Origin of the sequence: Streptomyces sp. NPDC087844 (assembly GCF_044742785.1) — a bacterium.
Taxonomy (GTDB): Bacteria; Actinomycetota; Actinomycetes; order Streptomycetales; family Streptomycetaceae; genus Streptomyces.
This window is the reverse complement of record NZ_JBIUVD010000003.1, coordinates 118,151-133,631: the sequence shown is the minus strand read 5'-3', so window position 1 is coordinate 133,631 and position 15,481 is coordinate 118,151. Positions and strand designations below refer to the sequence as shown.

Below are 15,481 nucleotides of genomic sequence, written 5' to 3'. Positions count from 1 at the left end.
TGGCTCAACACTTCTGTCAGGTTCATGAACCGGGCGGCATGGGCCCAAATCCGTCTAGGCTGAGGTCGTGTTTCCGGGCGGCCGGAGGGTGTTCTCCCGGGCGGCCCCGGGGCGCCGTGCCGTGCGTCCGGACGGGCGCCGGATGCGCGAGTTGCGTCCAGAAGGGCGCCGAGATACGAGATCGACGTCCGACGTTCGTCCTAGGAGAACCAGCCGATGTCAGACAGCTCCCCCCTGCCGCCGGTGCGTCTGCACTCCGAAGCGGAGCTCGCACGGGACGCGCTCGCCACGCCGCTCCTCTCGCGCGCCGTGCGGCTCGCCCGCTGGGCCGGCCCGGACACCCGGGTCGGCGCCGGAGGCGAACTCGTCGAGGAACAGCTGACGGCCGCCGCCGCGGAACTGGCACTCGACGGCGAGGACGGCGCGGCCCGCGCCGGTGCGGCCTGGCGGGTGGCCGTGGACACCGGGCTCGTCGCGGTCGTGGACGAGGCGGAGGGCACGGTCGCCGCCGGTGCCGAACTGACCCTCGTCCTGTCCGGAGCGCCGCAGGATGTACTGGGGCTGTGGCTGGGCGCCCTGGAGACGGTCCTGGCCGACGCGAGCGTGCCCGACCTCGACGACCTCGTGGGGGCCGTGGACGGGGTCGTGGACGAGGGCGGCGAGATCGACCTCTCCGCGCTGGACTGGGATCCGGAGGCCGAGGCCGAGTTCCTCGACGGGGTCCTCGGCAACCTCTATCTGCTGACCGCCAACGAGGACGGGCCCGGCGACGGCCCGGTGCCGCTGCCCGCGCTCGCCGCGTCGATGATCGTGCCGGACGGCATGGGGGAGCCCACCAACGACGTCCTGGAGCAGGTCTCGGACGCGATGATGCGGCTCGACGACCAGTTCCGGACGCTGGAGCCGGTGGGGCTTGTCGACTTCCAGCCGGTCGATGAGGCGCTCATGGCTGATGTGGGGGAGGAGGCCGGCTCGTCCGATGCCTCCGATGCCTCCGCTTCATCCGATGCCTCCGTTTCGTCCGAGTCGGCTGCTTCGGCTGCTGAGGCCGTGGACGATACGGATGTCTCCCGGTACGGGATGGTGCGGCTCACCCCGCTCGGGGTGTACGGCATCCGGGCGCGGCTTCTGGAGGCCGGGTTCGCTGCGCCCGCGGTGGGCGACCTCGCGGACAAGGGTGCCGACGTGCTGCTCGACAGCACGTCCACGTTCCCGCCCATGGCCGCGCGGGCGGAGACCGAGCAGTGGCTCGCCCGGCGTGAACCCCTCGCAGCCGCACGGGAGTTGCTCGCCGCGGCGCGTGGGGCCGACGCGGGGGCGCCGCTGCGGCGGCTGCGCTGCCAGCAGGCGCTGTCCCTCGTCGGGACGGAGGCAGCGCCCGCGCTGCACGAGGTGCTCGACGATGCCGAGCTGGGCGGGCTCGCGCGGGTCTGGCTCGCCGAGCGCGGCGTTCCGGACGTGCCCGCGCCGTCCGAGGAGATGGTCTTCTGGCTGACCGTCGACACGATCGCCGCGCAGCTTGCGGCCGAGGGCAACTCCGAGGAGTTGCAGGCGCTGGTGGAGGGGCTCGCGGCGCAGCACGGGTCGTTCTTCGCCGCGGCGTGGCGGGTGGAGCATCCTGCCACGCCGGATGTGCTGGAGGCGATGGGGCGGTTGCATCCTGACAAGAAGGTGGCGAAGGAGGCGCGGAAGGCTGCGTTCAAGGCGCGGTCGCAGCAAGGTCACTGACTCTCGGGGGCGCTGCCCCCGGGACCCCCGTTGTCCTCAGACGCCGGACGGGCTGATGGGTTCTGTCCGCGGGTTCGGTGGGGGCTGGTCGCGCAGTTCCCCGCGCCCCTGAAGAAAGGCGGGGGCTGCGCCCCGCCCTTCTTCTTAAGCCTGTCCGGCGTTCGAGGACGAGCGCGCCGGCGCGACAGGGGGTCTGGGGCGCAGCCCCAGGGATGGGACGGGCAGGGGCGGCGGGGGCGAGGGAAAGCGGGTCAGGGCTCGGAGGTCTCGTCCATGGAGAGGACCCGCACCGGGATGCCCTCCAGGGTGTCCGGGATCGTGTCCTCGGGGCGGAGCCCGTCGCGGGGGACCTTGCGCGTGACGAAGACGACGACGACGTCCTCGCCGGACTCCTCGTCACGGCCCGTACCGACGCCGCTCACATTGGCCATCGCCAGCAACCGCTCCTCATGGAGATGGCGTGCCTGACGTACGTCCACTTCGGCTCGCCTCCCATGGGTCGTGCGGTCGGGGGTCGTGCGGTCGTGATGGTCCTTGGTGTCGAGGTTATTCCGGCCCGCAGTTCGGACGCGAGGGCTGGTGGGCCGTATGGGGTACATGTGATCCGGAGGGACGGATGGAGCCGCGTTCACACAACGGGGGCCCGGAAGGACGGGCGGCGTTCAACCGGCGTTAAGTCACGGGCGGGACCGTGTGGCCGACCCCCGGGTCCGCCGCCTCTCGCTCGCCGCGGTCACACTCCACCGTCACAGGAGACAGCATGTCGCTCACCCGCAGGGACTTCGCCAGACGATCCGCGATCACCGGTGCCGGTGTCGCCCTGATCGGCAGCGTCGGCACACTCGCCACCGCGCCCGGCGCCCTCGCGTCCACGGACACCGAGACCGCGGGCGACGACGGCGACGACGGTGCTGACGCCGGAGAGCGGCACGGCGGAGCCGTCGGGTACGGGCCGCTCCTGCCCGACCCCGAGGGCGTCCTCGCGCTGCCCGCCGGGTTCTCCTACCGCGTCGTCACCCACAGCGGGAAGACCAGGCTGGAGTCGGGCGAGTACACCCCCTCCAACCACGACGGCACGGCCACCTTCGACGGTCCCCGCGGCACGACCCTCCTCGTCAACAACCACGAGCTGAAGGGCCCGCGCGCCAACTGGGAGTACCCCGTGCCGCTGACCGAGGGCCTCGTCTACGACCCGGCCGCCTCCGGTGGCTGCACGGTCGTCGAGGTGCGTCCCGGCGGCGCGGTCGCCGAGTGGGTCGGCATCGCGGGCACCTCCACCAACTGCGCGGGCGGCAGCACTCCGTGGGACACCTGGCTCACCTGCGAGGAGAACTCCGACCGGGCCGGCGAGAACGGCATGACCAAGGACCACGGCTACGTCTTCGAGGTCGACCCGAGCGACCGCCGGGCCAACCGCGACCCCAAGTCTTTGAAGTTCTTCGGCCGGTACGACCACGAGGCCGTCGTCATCGACCCGAAGCGCGGCCACGCCTACCTCACCGAGGACGACTCCGAGCCCAACGGCCTGTTCTTCCGCTGGAAGCCCCCGCACGGCTTCACCCACGGCCGCGGCAAGTTCCGTACCCTCGCGGACGACGCGGGCGTGCTCCAGGCGCCCAAGTGCTACGACTCCGGCGGCCGTTACGTGGACGACCTGTCCCGTGCCACGAAGATCGGCACGGTGTACGGGGTCGACTGGGTCGACGTGCCCGACCGGGACGGGAAGACCGTTCCGGTGCGTGAGCAGTTCGACACCGGCGAGGTCACCCGTGCCCGCAAGCTCGAAGGCATGTGGTGGGGTGACGGCGGCGCGTACATCGTGTCCTCGTACGCCCGCGCGGAGAGCCCTGTGCAGCACGACGGACAGGTCTGGTTCTACGACCCCAAGCGGCGCACGCTGACCCTGAAGGTGCTGCTCGGGGTGAATCCCGACCCGTCGAAGGACGGTGCCTTCGACGGTCCCGACAACATCACCGTCTCCCCGTACGGGGGTCTCGTCATCGCGGAGGACGGCGAGGGCGTCTCTCATCTTCTCGGTGCGACGGACAGCGGGCGTACGTATCCCATCGCCCGCAACGATCTGAACATCGGTACCGCGGAGGAGCCCGAGTTCAGCGAGTTCACCGGCGTCACCTTCTCGCCCGACGGGAAGACCCTGTACGCCAACATTCAGGTGCCGGGGATCATGGTGGCGATCAAGGGGCCGTGGAGGCGGCAGAAGCGTCGCTGACGTTTCGCGCCATCGAGGGCGTGGTCGCCGATCCCGTGCGGAGTGGGGGTGGGGGTGGGGCCGCGCCGGTGTGTCCGTTCGCAGCCTCCCGTGCGCACTGCCCTGAGTTCCATGGGTGGGCGTTTCCAGCGGGAGCCGTACGCTGCGAACGTGACACACCGGCACGGCCCCGCCCCCGGTTCGTTGGCGGGTGCGGCGGGGCGGGGCGGGCCCGCGCGGGGGGAGTGGCTGTCTACAGAGCCTGGGCCGACGGCTTCACCATGCCTCGGACCGTGCGGGACTTGACGAAGTTGCCGAGGGCCGTCATCTCCCACTCGCCGGAGAACTGCTTGATGAGCTTGGCCATCATCACGCCGGTCTGGGGCTCCGCGGTGGTGAGGTCGAAGCGGACCAGCTCCTCGCCCGTGGCGGCGTCCAGGAGACGGCAGTAGGCCTTGGCTACCTCGGTGAACTTCTGGCCGGAGAAGCTGTTCACTGTGAAGACCAGGCCTGTCACCTCCTGGGGGAGGCGGCCGAGGTCCACGACGATCACCTCGTCGTCGCCGCCGCCCTCGCCCGTGAGGTTGTCGCCGGAGTGCTTGATCGCGCCGTTCACGATCGAGAGCTTGCCGAAGTAGCAGCTGTCGATGTGGTTGCGCTGCGGGCCGTAGGCGATGACCGAGGCGTCCAGGTCGATGTCCTTGCCTCGGTACGCCGGCTCCCAGCCCAGGCCCATCTTCACCTGGGCGAGGAAGGGGCTGCCGCCCTTGGTCAGGGATACGGTCTGGTTCTTCTGGAGGTTTACTCGGCCCTTGTCGAGGTTGATCTTGCCGGTGCCCGGGGCGGGGGCCGCCGGGGGCGCGGGCGGGGCCGGGGGTGCCTGCGGCGTCTGGGGTGTGGGGGCGGGGGCGGCCACCGGGGCCTGAGGTGTGGGGGCGGCCACCGGGGCCTGGGCGGCCGGCTCCTCCACCGTCACGCCGAAGTCCGTGGCGATGCCCGCCAGGCCGTTCGAGTAGCCCTGGCCGACGGCTCGGGCCTTCCACGCGCCGTTGCGGAGGTAGACCTCGACGATGACCAGGGCCGTTTCCGTGCCGAGCTGGGGCGGAGTGAAGGAGGCGAGGACGGAGTTGTCTTCCGCGTTGCGGATCGTGGCCGTCGGCTCGACACCCTGGAACGTCTGGCCCGCAGCGTCCGGGCTGGCGGTGACGACGATCTTCTCGATGCCCTGGGGCACGGCTGTCGTGTCGACCGTGATCGAGTCGGGGGTGCTGCCGCCGCCGGAGCGGTACGTCACGCCCTGGCCGGACGGCTGGTTGTAGAAGATGAAGTCGTCGTCGGAGCGCACCTTGCCGTCGGCGGTGAGCAGCAGGCCCGATACGTCGAGCCGCACCGGGGCGGCGACGTCCACCGTCACGCGGGTGACGGGCAGAGGGATGTTCGAGCCGGGGGTCATAGCTGTCATGCCGGGTGAACGAGCGGACCGGCTTTGCCGTTCCCTTACCAAGCGGGTAATCGGCCGACCGGGTCAGTGGCGGTTGCGGGGCGGGGCGGGGGCTGATCGCGCGGTTCCCCGCGACCCCAGATGCCTGGGGGCGCGGGGAACCGCGCGAACGGGGGCGAGGGAAGCTCTATGGGATCACGACGATCTTTCGGCCGATGCCTGCGGCGAACTGGTCCAGGGCCTGCGGGTACTGGTCCAGGGGGAGGCGGTCGCTGATGAAGATGTCCGGGTCCAGGACGCCTGTCGCGAACAGCTCCGCAGCGCGTTCGAAGCTGTGGAGGACCGCCATCGAACCCGTGATGGTGATCTCCTGGTTGTAGATGCGGTACGGGTCGATGGACACCCGTGTCGCGTAGTCGGCCACCCCGAACTGCAGGAACGTGCCGGCCTTGGCGACCCGCTCCAGACCGTCCTGGATCGCCGCCGCGTTGCCCGTGGCGTCGACCACCAGGTCCCAGCCCTGCGGGCGGTCCAGCTCGTCGGCGCTCGTCGCGGACGCGGAGACGCCCAGCTTCTGGGCGGTCGTCAGGCGCTGCGCGTTGATGTCGACCATGTCGACGCTCGCCGCGCCCGTCCGCTTCGCCAGCTCCAGCATCATCAGGCCCATCGTTCCCGAGCCGTAGATCAGGACGTGGGAGCCGAGTCGGGAGTTGAGGACGTCGTAGCCGCGTACCGCGCAGGAGAGCGGTTCGATCAGGGCCGCGTCCTGGGTGCGTACGTGCTCGGGGAGCTTGACGCAGTTGGCCACCGGTGCGACCGCGTACTGGGCGGCGCCGCCCGCCGTGGTCACGCCGATCGCGGCCCAGCGCTCACAGAGGTTGTTGTGGCCCGTACGGCAGTACCGGCACTCGTAGCAGTAGAGGGAGGGGTCCACGGCCACCTGGTCGCCGACCGAGAGTTCTGTGACCTGCCTGCCGATCCCGACGACCTCGCCCGCGAACTCGTGGCCCGGGACGATCGGCAGTCTGGGTGCGAACTCGCCCTGGAGGATGTGCAGGTCCGTGCCGCACAGCCCGCAGGCCGACACCTCCACGACGACCTCGCGGGGGCCCGGCGTCGGGTCCGGGACCTCGGAGACGACGGCCTTTCCCACGGACTCGATGACGGCGGCCTTCATTTCACGGCTCCCAGCGAAAGGCCCTGGACCAGTTTGTCCTGGGCGGCGAACCCCGCGGCGAGTACCGGCAGGGAGACGACGAGCGACGCGGCGCACACCTTGGCCAGGAACAGGCCCTGGCTGGTGATGAAGCCGGTGAGGAAGACCGGGGCGGTCTCCGCCACCACGCCCGTCAGCACGCGGGCGAAGAGCAGCTCGTTCCAGCTGAAGATGAAACAGATGAGGGAGGTGGCGGCGATGCCCGGGAGGGCGATGGGCGCGACGACGCGGGTCAGGATCGTGGGAAGTTTCGCGCCGTCTATCTGCGCCGCCTCGATGATCGCCACCGGGACCTCGGAGAGGAAGGACTGCATCATCCACACAGCGATCGGCAGGTTCATCGAGGTGTAGAGGATGACCAGGAGCCAGATGTTGTCCAGCATTCCGGTGTTCTTCGCGAAGAGGTAGATCGGCAGGAGGCCCGCGACGACCGGCAGCATCTTCGTGGAGAGGAAGAAGAAGAGGACGTCCGTCCATTTCTTCACCGGGCGGATGGAGAGCGCGTACGCCGCGGGGAGGGCGAGGATCAGCACCAGGAGCGTCGAGGCCAGGGACGCCACCAGGGAGTTCGTGAGGGCCGGCCACGGGCTCGCGCCGCCGCCCGTGCCGAAGAACTCGCGGTAGCCGTCGAGGGTGAGGGGCGCCGCGAAGGACGGCGGGTTGGTCGCCGCGTCCCCCTCGGAGTGGAAGGACGTCAGCGCCATCCAGGCGATGGGCAGGAAGAAGACGATGCCGGCCAGCCAGGCGACCAGCCCCAGGCCCCGTCCCTTGGGGCGGCGGGGGCCGGGTCCGGTGGACTTGGTGCTGCTGGGACGTGTTCGTACGGCGGTGTCGCTCATGCGCGGCCCACCTCCTCGCGGAACAGGGACGAGACCACGCGCAGGGCGAAGGTCGCGATGATGATCGAGCCGATGACGACCAGGACGCCGGCCGCGGAGGCGAGGCCGTTCTCGTGGGCCTGGTAGAAGGTCTGGTAGACGGTGTAGGGGAGGTTCGCCGTGCCCAGACCGCCCGATGTGATCGTGAAGACCGCGTCGAAGTTCTGCACGATGTAGATCGAGCCGAGCAGGGCGCCCAGTTCGAGGTAGCGGCGCAGGTGGGGCAGGGTGAGGTAGCGGAAGACCTGCCAGGCGCTCGCGCCGTCGACCTCGGCCGCCTCGATCTGCTGGTGGTCCCGGCTCTGCAGGCCCGCCAGCAGGATCAGCATCATGAACGGCGTCCACTGCCAGACGAGGGACATCTCGATGGCGAGCAGCGGGGTGTTGGAGATCCAGTCCGGCTCCGGGCCGCCGACGTAGTGCAGCAGACCGTTGAGCAGGCCGTACTCGGGGTTGTAGAGCACGTGCTTCCAGAGCAGGGCCGCCGCTACGGGGACCACGAGGAAGGGTGCGATCAGGAGGGTGCGGACCAGGCCGCGGCCCCGGAACTTCCGGTCGAGCAGGAGGGCGAGGCCCAGGCCGAGGACCAGGCTGGCCAGGACGACGGAGACGGTCAGCAGGATGGTCGTCCAGACCGACTTGCGCAGGGCCTCGTCGGTGAGGACCTCGGTGTAGTTGCCGAAGCCCGTGAAGCTGCGGGCGTCCGGGTAGAGGGAGTTCCAGTCGAAGAAGGAGATCACCAGCGTGGCCACGAACGGCAGCTGGGTCACGGCGATCATGAAGATCAGGGCGGGCAGGAGCGGGGCCCGGGTCGCCCAGGCGCGCATGCGGCCGGAGGGCGGCTTCTTCGCCGTGCGGACGGGTGGTGCTGCCACGGGGGCTGTCGTTGTCGCGGTCATCGTCCCTCGTACTCCTCGGCGATCTCCTCGGCCAGCTTCTGGGACTTCTTCAGGGCCGACTCGACGGACTGGCGTCCGGCGATGGCCGCGCTGATCTCCTGCGAGACCTTGGTGCCGAGATCGGTGAACTCGGGGATGCCGACGAACTGGATGCCGGGCGCGGGCCGCGGCTGTACGCCGGGATCGGTGGGCCGGGCGCCCTCGATGGCTTCCTTCGTCATCTCCTGGAAGGCGCCGGCCTCCTTGCGGTAGTCGGCGTTCGTGTACGTCGAGGCGCGCTTGCCGGCCGGCACGTTGGACCAGCCGATCTCGTCGCCCACCAGCTGCTCGTACTCCTTGCTGGACGCCCAGGAGACGAACTTCCACGCCTTGTCGGGGTTGCGGGACGCGTCCTGGATGCCCCAGGCCCAGGTGTAGAGCCAGCCGGAGGACTCCGTCTTGTCGACCGGCGCCGGTACGTAGCCGATCTTGCCCTTGACCGGGGACTTCGCAGACTCCAGGGAACCGGCCGCGGAGGTGGCGTCGTACCACATGGCGACCTTGCCCTGGGTCAGGTTGTTGAGGCACTCGGCGAAGCCGGACTGGGCCGCGCCCGACTCACCGTGCTCGCGGACGAGGTCCACGTAGAACTTGGTGGCCTTCTCGAACTCGGGGGAGTCGAGCCGCGCCTTCCAGTCCTTGTCGAACCAGGTGCCGCCGAAGGTGTTCACGACCGTGGTGAGCGGGGCCATGATCTCGCCCCAGCCGGGCAGGCCGCGCAGGCAGATGCCCTTCATGCCCGGCTCGGCGCCGTCGGCCTCGGCGGCGAGGTCGGCGACCTCGTCCCAGGTCGGGTGGTCGGGCATCGTCAGGCCCTTCTCGGCGAACACGTCCTTGCGGTACATCAGGAAGGACGACTCGCCGTAGAAGGGCTGCCCGTAGAGCTTGCCGTCCTCCGCGGTGAGGGACTGGCGCATGGGCTTGAGGACGTCCTGCTCGTCGTAGCCCGGGTCCTTGGCGACGTACGAGTCCATCTCGCGCAGCCAGTCGTTCTTGGCGTAGATCGGTATCTCGTAGTTGGAGAGCGTCGCGACGTCGTACTGGCCCGCCTGGTTGGCGAAGTCCTGGCTGATCTTGTCGCGGACGTCGTTCTCCGGCAGCACGGTGAAGTTCACCTTGATGCCGGTCTTCTTGGTGAAGTGGGCGGCGGTGAGCTTCTGCAACTCCACCATCTGCGGGTTGTTGACCATGAGGACGTTGATGGAGTTGCCACCGGAGCCCGCACCGCCCGCTCCGGCCCAGCAACCGGAGAGCAACGGGGCGAGCAGCGTCCCTGCGGCGGCCGCGGCGAACATCGCGCGCGGCCTCCGTCGGCTCTGGGTTCGCATGGATCACTCCTGGATGTATCAGTGCAAAATGGGATGACAAAGGACGCAAAAGGGATGGCAGGGGCGTGGCAGGGGGAGTGTGGTGCCGCTGTGGTGGGTCAGTTGGTTTTTCGAACTCTTGCGTCAGACTCGGATCACCTGGGGGCCCTGCATCGAGTAGCGGTGGGCCTCGGAGGTGGGGAGGAACGTACTGGTGACGATCGCCTCCAGAGCGCTGATCTCCGCGAAACGGCAGAAGCTGACGGCGCCGAACTTGGTGTGCACGCCCGCGAAGACCGTGCGGCGTGCGGCCCGGATCGCCTGTGACTTGACCTCGCTGACGGCCGGGTCGGGGGTGGTGAGGCCGTGTTCGCGGGAGATGCCGTTGGCGCCGATGAACGCCAGGTCGATGACGAAGCCCGCGAGCATCTTCGTCGTCCAGTGGTCGACGGTGGCCAGCGTGCCGGGCCTGACCCGGCCGCCGAGCAGCAGGACCGTCTTGTTGTCGGCCTCGGCGAGCGCGCCCGCGGTGGCCAGGGACGCGGTGACCACGGTCAGTGGCCGGTCCCTGGGCAGTGACTCGGCGATGAGCTGGGGGGTGAAGCCCTCGTCGACGAAGACCGTCTCCGCGTCCCCGAGCAGCTCGGCCGCGGCTGCCGCGATCCGGCGCTTCTCGGGTACGTGGCTGGTGGCGCGGAAGGCGAGCGTCGTCTCGAAGCCGGCGCTCTCCACGGGGTAGGCGCCGCCATGGGTGCGGCGGACGAGGCCGTGGTCCTCCAGGGCACGCAGATCGCGGCGCACGGTCTCCCTGGCGACGCCCAGCTCGGCCGCGAGCTCGTTCACGTCGACGGCGCCTGCGCGTCGGGCGGTCTTCACGATCGCCCGCTGCCGGTCTTCAGCGCTCATGCCCGACACCCGCTTCCGCTCCCTTGCGTACTGCCCGTTCGGGCCCGTTCGACCCTTGGGGGAAGTTCTACAGCGGGTACGCGCCACTGACCAGGTCTGTTGCGGGTCCGATGGCGCCCGTGTGTGCCCGTTGAGTGAGACGGGCGCCCACGGCGGACCTGCGGTGGAGCGTAATTCGGGCAGGGGGCGTGCCCGAACGGCGGGGCGGACGGGCCCGTTCGGTGCCCGTCCGCCCCGTGGGGTCGTCCGTAGGGAGTGGCTCGAAGTGTCGGCGGGGCCCGGCGGGGCCGGCCGGGAGCGTCAGTAGGGCCACACCGGAGGGCTGGTGACGAAGGCGCCGCCGAGGCGGGCGTGGTCCGGGTTCTGCGGATCGAGTCCGCCCTGTTCCGCGATCAGCTTCTCGGCGTACTGCTCGGAGTCGTCCTGCGGCTCGTAGCCCAGTGCGCGGGCGGTCGAGAGGTCCCACCACAGGCGGGTGTTGGCGGACGAGCCGTAGACGACGCTGTGGCCGACGTGCTCGGCGGTCAGGGCCGCGTGGAAGAGGCGGGCGCCGTCGCCGGGGCTCATCCAGACCGACAGCATGCGCACGGTGGTCGGTTCGAGGAAGCAGGAGCCGATGCGCACGGAGACGCTCTCCAGGCCGTGCTTGTCCCAGTAGAACTGCGCCAGGTCCTCGCCGAACGACTTCGACAGGCCGTAGAAGGTGTCCGGGCGGCGGGGTGTGCCGATGGGGATGAGTGCGCCGGGCTCGTGGGGCGCCTCGCCCCCGGGGCGCGGGGTGAAGCCGACCGCGTGGTTGGAGGAGGCGAAAACGACCCGCCCCACGCCCTCCTCGCGCGCGGCCTCGTACAGGTTGTACGTGCCCTCGATGTTCGCCTTCAGGATCTTCTCGAAGGTGGACTCCAGGGAGATGCCCGCGAGGTGGATGACGGCGTCCACGCCGCGCACGGCCTCGCGCAGGGCCTTCTTGTCGGCGAGGTCCGCGGTGATCGCGTCGGGCTCACCCTCGATGGGCCGCATGTCGAGGAGGCGCAGTTCGTAGCCGTAGGCGGGGAGCAGCCCGCGCATCAGGGTGCCGAGGCCTCCGGCGGCGCCGGTGAGCAGGACGGTGCGGGGAGCGGTGCGCGGAGCGGGCATCCTCGGGTCTCCTAGAATCAGCAGCCGTATGCATATGTGTAAGCGTGTACGGCATTCACATCCATGGACAAGCTAGGGATCCTTCGCCGTCCGCGTCAAGTGTCCCGCGGAGGGGGCGGACCCGCTGTAGCCCGTCCTCGTTTCCGGTCCTTTCCTGCCCCGGAATTGCTCCGGGAATGCGGGTTTGCCCGCTTGACCGGCCCCGACGGCGAGCTCTAGCGTGGGCAGGTTCAGAGATATGGACGCAAATCAGAAACGTGCACGGGTGGCGTGTACGTACATGCTCTAGGGAGAGCCCGTGTCGTCAGCCCCCCTCGCCGCTCGACTCAGTATCCCCAGCGGGCCGCTGTTCTTCCCCGTCACCGCGTACGACCGTGCCGGAGCCGTCGACCTCGACGTCTACCGCGAGCACGTCCGGCGCGGCGTCGAGGCCGGTGCCGCGGCCGTCTTCGCCTGCTGCGGCACCGGCGAGTTCCACGCGCTCACGCCCGAGGAGTTCCAGGACTGTGTCCGGGCGGCCGTCGAGGAGACCGCGGGCCGGGTGCCCGTCGTCGCGGGCGCGGGCTACGGGACCGCCCTCGCGGTGCGGTACGCACGGCTCGCCGAGGAGGCCGGCGCCGACGGGCTGCTCGCCATGCCGCCGTATCTCGTGGTCGCCGGGCAGCAGGGGCTGCTGCGGCACTACACGGAACTGGCCGGCGCCACCTCGCTCGACATCATCGTGTACCAGCGGGACAACGCCGTGTTCACCCCGGAGACCGTGGTCGCGCTGGCCCGCACCGAAGGGGTCATCGGCTTCAAGGACGGCACCGGCGACCTCGACCTCATGCAGCGCATCGTCAGCGCCGTACGGTCCGAAGTGCCGGGTGGCCTCCTGTACTTCAACGGGCTGCCGACCGCCGAACTCACCGGCCTCGCCTACCGCGGCATCGGCATCACGCTCTACTCGTCCGCCGTCTTCTGCTTCGCGCCCGAGATCGCCCTCGCCTTCCACCGCGCCATGGGCTCCGGCGACGACACCACCGTGAACCGGCTGCTCGACGGCTTCTACCGGCCGCTCGTCGAACTGCGCGCCCAGGGCCGCGGTTACGCCGTCTCGCTCGTCAAGGCGGGCGTACGGCTGCGGGGGCTCGACGTGGGTGAGGTACGGCCGCCGCTGCACGAGCCGTCCGAGGACCATCTCAAGCAGCTCGCCCAGCTGATCGAGCGCGGCCACGCGCTGGTGGAGGAGGCCAAGTGAAGGCGTCGACCTTCGTCTATCCGTGGGACGTCAACGGCGACCCCGGGGCGGCGGCACGCGTCGCCGGGCTCGGGGTACGGCAGGCGACCCTCGCGTCCGCGTACCACTCCACGCGCGCGCTGACCCCCAGGCACCCCCGCCACCGCATCGTCACGGCGTCGCACGCCGCCGTCCTCTACCCGCCGGACACCGGGCGCTGGCGGGGGCGCAGGCTGCGGCCGTACACCGCCGGGGACTGGGCGCCGGGAGACGCGTACGGGGAGGCCGCCGAGGCGCTCGCGCGGGCGGGGCTCGATGTGCACACCTGGGTGGTCCTCGCGCACAACTCCCGGATGGGCGAGGAGTTCCCGGACACTGCCGTGGTCAACGCCTACGGGGACCGCTATCCGTGGGCCCCCTGCATCGCGCGGCCCGAAACCCGCGCCTACCTGACCGACCTGGCCGTCGAGGCGGCCGTACGGCCGGGGGCGGCGGGTACGGAACTGGAATCCCTCGGCTGGTACGGACTTCCGCATCTGCACGCCCACGACAAGACGTCGGGCGTGGCGCTCGGGGACGCCGGGACGTACCTGATGTCGCTGTGCTTCTGCCCGTCGTGCCGCGACGGGTATACGCAACTGGGTCTTGACGCCCGCGAGTCGGCGGCCTCGGTCCGGCGCGCCCTGGAGCCCGTGTGGCGCGGCGAGACGCCCGCCGGGGGCTGGGAAGCCGTGGAGAGGCTGCTGGGCGCCGAGCTCGCGACGGCCACGCGCGCGTGGCGCGACTCCGTCGCCCGCTCCCTCCAGACGGACGTCGTCGGCGCCGTCCGGGCGGCGGCCCCCGAGGGCTTCCGGATCCTGCTGCACGCGGACCCCGACTCGTACCACGTGGGGGCGAACGCCGGGGTGGACCCCGAGCACATCCTGACGGTTGCCGACGGCGTGGTCGTGCCGTGCGCGGGAGGGTCCGGGCTGCTGACTCCCTTCGCGGCGCACGCCGTCGAGGGGAACGTGCTGGCGGCCAACTTCCCCGTGGTGGCCGGGATGGGCGGCAGCCCCGCGACCCTCTTCGAGGACGCGACACGGGCGGCCGGCCGAGGGGCCACCGAACTGCGGCTCTACCACGCGGGGTTGGCGTCGGAGGGGGACTTGGCACTGGTGGAGCAGGCGCTGAGGAGGCTGGCCTGACGTCGAGATTGACGGCAGGGTCGAAAGGCAGGGGCGAGGCCCCGCCTTTCAGGGGCGCGGGGAACCGCGCGGCCGGCCACAGCCGGGCAGCACGGTGACGAGCCGCGCGACCCCCAGCGCCACCAACAGGGCCTGATACGGCAGGAGTTCCACCAGACCCGCGCCGACCGCGAGCCCCACCGCGTTCGGCGCGAACAGCAGCGTGTTCGCGGTCGCCGCCGTACGGCCCAGCAGGGCGTCCGGAGTCTCCCGCTGCACCGCGGTCAGTGTCGCGATCAGAACGCACGGGAGCCCGACCCCCACCGCCACGGCCGAGGCGAGCGCCACCGCGTCGTACGGGAGCGCCCGGACCGTCACGGCCACGGCGGTCAGCGCGATGCCGTACCGCGCGAAGCGGCTCTCGCCCCACCGGCGCAGGAGTGGGCCCGCGGCCAGGCCGATCGCCACCGAACCGGTGCCCTGGGCGACGTACAGCAGCCCCACATAAGCGGGGGAGTGCCCGAGGCCCTCCGCCACGGCGTAGACCATCGCGCCGCTGACGCCCGCGAAGAGCATCGTCGTGCCGCCGGCGAGGACGAGCGGGCGCAGTACCGCGTGGCCCCACAGGTAGCGCGCGCCCTCGGCCGTCCGGGCACGCCATCCGTCGGCGCCCTCCGCCGGGCGCGGCGGCTCGTGGACGCGCAGGAGCGTGTAGAGGCCCGCGGCCAGGACGAAGGTGACCGCGTCCAGGAGTGCGACGCGGGCGCCCCCGTACGCCGCGTACAGGCCCGCTCCGGCGAGCGGGGCGATCAGTTTCATGCCCTCGTTGGCCGTCATCCGCAGCCCGTTGAAGTCACCGAGGAGCTGTTTGTCGACGGCGGTGGCCACCAGCGCCGCCTCCGCCGCGTCATGGACGACGCCCGCCGCCCCGTAGCCGAGGAGCACGGCGAACAGGACCCACAGGGTGCCCGGCGAGTCGACTGCGAGGAGCGGCAGGAGAAGCGCGGCCAGGCCCAGGTTGGTCCACACCAGCAGGGGCCGGCGGCGGGTGCGGTCGGCGAGGGCGCCCAGAGCCGGGCCGATCAGGGTGGGTGCCCAGAGGGCGAAGACGCAGAGGGCGGCCAGGCCGTCCGAGCCGGTCAGGTCCTTCACCCAGATCCCGGCCACCAGCCACATCGCCGACGAGCCGAAACCGGAGACCACCACCCCGCCCAGGTACAGGCCGGCGTTGCGGTCCCGCAGGACACGGGACACCGCCCACGCCGGCCGGGCGGCCCGGGATGTCCGCGGTGCCCGCGGCGTTTCTTCCGTCATGCCCGGTCATCGTGGGGCTAAG

General features: G+C 70.9%; 13 protein-coding genes. 4 read left to right on the top strand and 9 right to left on the bottom strand.

The genetic code is table 11. The annotated features are described in order from the left end of the window. The first annotated feature begins 216 nt into the window (after nucleotides 1-216). Nucleotides 217-1,728 carry a hypothetical protein gene (locus ACIOKD_RS07480; protein WP_402079566.1) on the top strand — a complete coding sequence of 504 codons (1,512 nt, stop codon included), beginning with the start codon at nucleotides 217-219 and terminating at the stop codon, nucleotides 1,726-1,728. 251 nt (nucleotides 1,729-1,979) lie between these two features. On the opposite strand, the gene ACIOKD_RS07475 is transcribed toward ACIOKD_RS07480, so the two are convergent. After that, entirely contained in the window at nucleotides 1,980-2,207 is a 228-nt protein-coding gene (locus ACIOKD_RS07475; RefSeq protein ID WP_402079563.1) for a hypothetical protein, read from the bottom strand. 281 nt (nucleotides 2,208-2,488) lie between these two features. Here ACIOKD_RS07475 and ACIOKD_RS07470 point away from each other — a divergent pair, with 281 nt between their 5' ends. Continuing rightward, complete coding sequence (locus tag ACIOKD_RS07470) at nucleotides 2,489-3,958, top strand: alkaline phosphatase PhoX (RefSeq protein ID WP_402079561.1); 1,470 nt, start codon at nucleotides 2,489-2,491, stop codon at nucleotides 3,956-3,958. A gap of 232 nt (nucleotides 3,959-4,190) precedes the next feature. On the opposite strand, the gene ACIOKD_RS07465 is transcribed toward ACIOKD_RS07470, so the two are convergent. The 7 genes from ACIOKD_RS07465 to ACIOKD_RS07435 form a co-directional block, all read right to left on the bottom strand. Next, the gene (locus tag ACIOKD_RS07465) at nucleotides 4,191-5,390 is read right to left on the bottom strand and encodes a TerD family protein (protein WP_402080650.1); all 1,200 of its coding nucleotides are present in this window, start codon (nucleotides 5,388-5,390) and stop codon (nucleotides 4,191-4,193) included. Between the two features lie 175 nt (nucleotides 5,391-5,565). Next, nucleotides 5,566-6,555, bottom strand: coding sequence for a zinc-dependent alcohol dehydrogenase family protein (locus ACIOKD_RS07460; protein WP_402079558.1), 990 nt, complete (start codon nucleotides 6,553-6,555; stop codon nucleotides 5,566-5,568). Next, entirely contained in the window at nucleotides 6,552-7,433 is an 882-nt protein-coding gene (locus ACIOKD_RS07455) for a carbohydrate ABC transporter permease (protein ID WP_402079555.1), read from the bottom strand. The genes ACIOKD_RS07460 and ACIOKD_RS07455 overlap by 4 nt, the downstream gene beginning before the upstream one ends. Beyond that, nucleotides 7,430-8,371 carry a carbohydrate ABC transporter permease gene (locus tag ACIOKD_RS07450; RefSeq protein WP_402079553.1) on the bottom strand — a complete coding sequence of 314 codons (942 nt, stop codon included), beginning with the start codon at nucleotides 8,369-8,371 and terminating at the stop codon, nucleotides 7,430-7,432. Before ACIOKD_RS07450 ends, ACIOKD_RS07455 begins: the two co-directional genes overlap by 4 nt. Further along, the gene (locus tag ACIOKD_RS07445; protein ID WP_402079549.1) at nucleotides 8,368-9,738 is read right to left on the bottom strand and encodes an ABC transporter substrate-binding protein; all 1,371 of its coding nucleotides are present in this window, start codon (nucleotides 9,736-9,738) and stop codon (nucleotides 8,368-8,370) included. The genes ACIOKD_RS07450 and ACIOKD_RS07445 overlap by 4 nt, the downstream gene beginning before the upstream one ends. 123 nt (nucleotides 9,739-9,861) lie before the next feature. Continuing rightward, nucleotides 9,862-10,632 (bottom strand): DeoR/GlpR family DNA-binding transcription regulator, encoded by a 771-nt coding sequence (locus ACIOKD_RS07440; protein ID WP_402079547.1) that lies wholly within the window; start codon nucleotides 10,630-10,632, stop codon nucleotides 9,862-9,864. 291 nt (nucleotides 10,633-10,923) lie between these two features. Beyond that, nucleotides 10,924-11,760, bottom strand: a complete 837-nt coding sequence (locus ACIOKD_RS07435) for an NAD-dependent epimerase/dehydratase family protein (RefSeq protein ID WP_402079544.1) — start codon at nucleotides 11,758-11,760, stop codon at nucleotides 10,924-10,926. Between the two features lie 298 nt (nucleotides 11,761-12,058). Here ACIOKD_RS07435 and ACIOKD_RS07430 point away from each other — a divergent pair, with 298 nt between their 5' ends. Both ACIOKD_RS07430 and ACIOKD_RS07425 read left to right on the top strand, forming a co-directional pair. Then, complete coding sequence (locus tag ACIOKD_RS07430; RefSeq protein WP_402079541.1) at nucleotides 12,059-13,000, top strand: 5-dehydro-4-deoxyglucarate dehydratase; 942 nt, start codon at nucleotides 12,059-12,061, stop codon at nucleotides 12,998-13,000. Further along, a complete protein-coding gene (locus tag ACIOKD_RS07425) occupies nucleotides 12,997-14,166 on the top strand; it encodes a hypothetical protein (protein WP_402079538.1) in 1,170 nt (389 codons plus the stop codon). The genes ACIOKD_RS07430 and ACIOKD_RS07425 overlap by 4 nt, the downstream gene beginning before the upstream one ends. A gap of 48 nt (nucleotides 14,167-14,214) precedes the next feature. Here ACIOKD_RS07425 and ACIOKD_RS07420 read toward each other — a convergent pair whose 3' ends face one another. Beyond that, nucleotides 14,215-15,459 (bottom strand): MFS transporter, encoded by a 1,245-nt coding sequence (locus ACIOKD_RS07420; protein ID WP_402079535.1) that lies wholly within the window; start codon nucleotides 15,457-15,459, stop codon nucleotides 14,215-14,217. Between the last annotated feature and the right edge of the window lie 22 nt (nucleotides 15,460-15,481).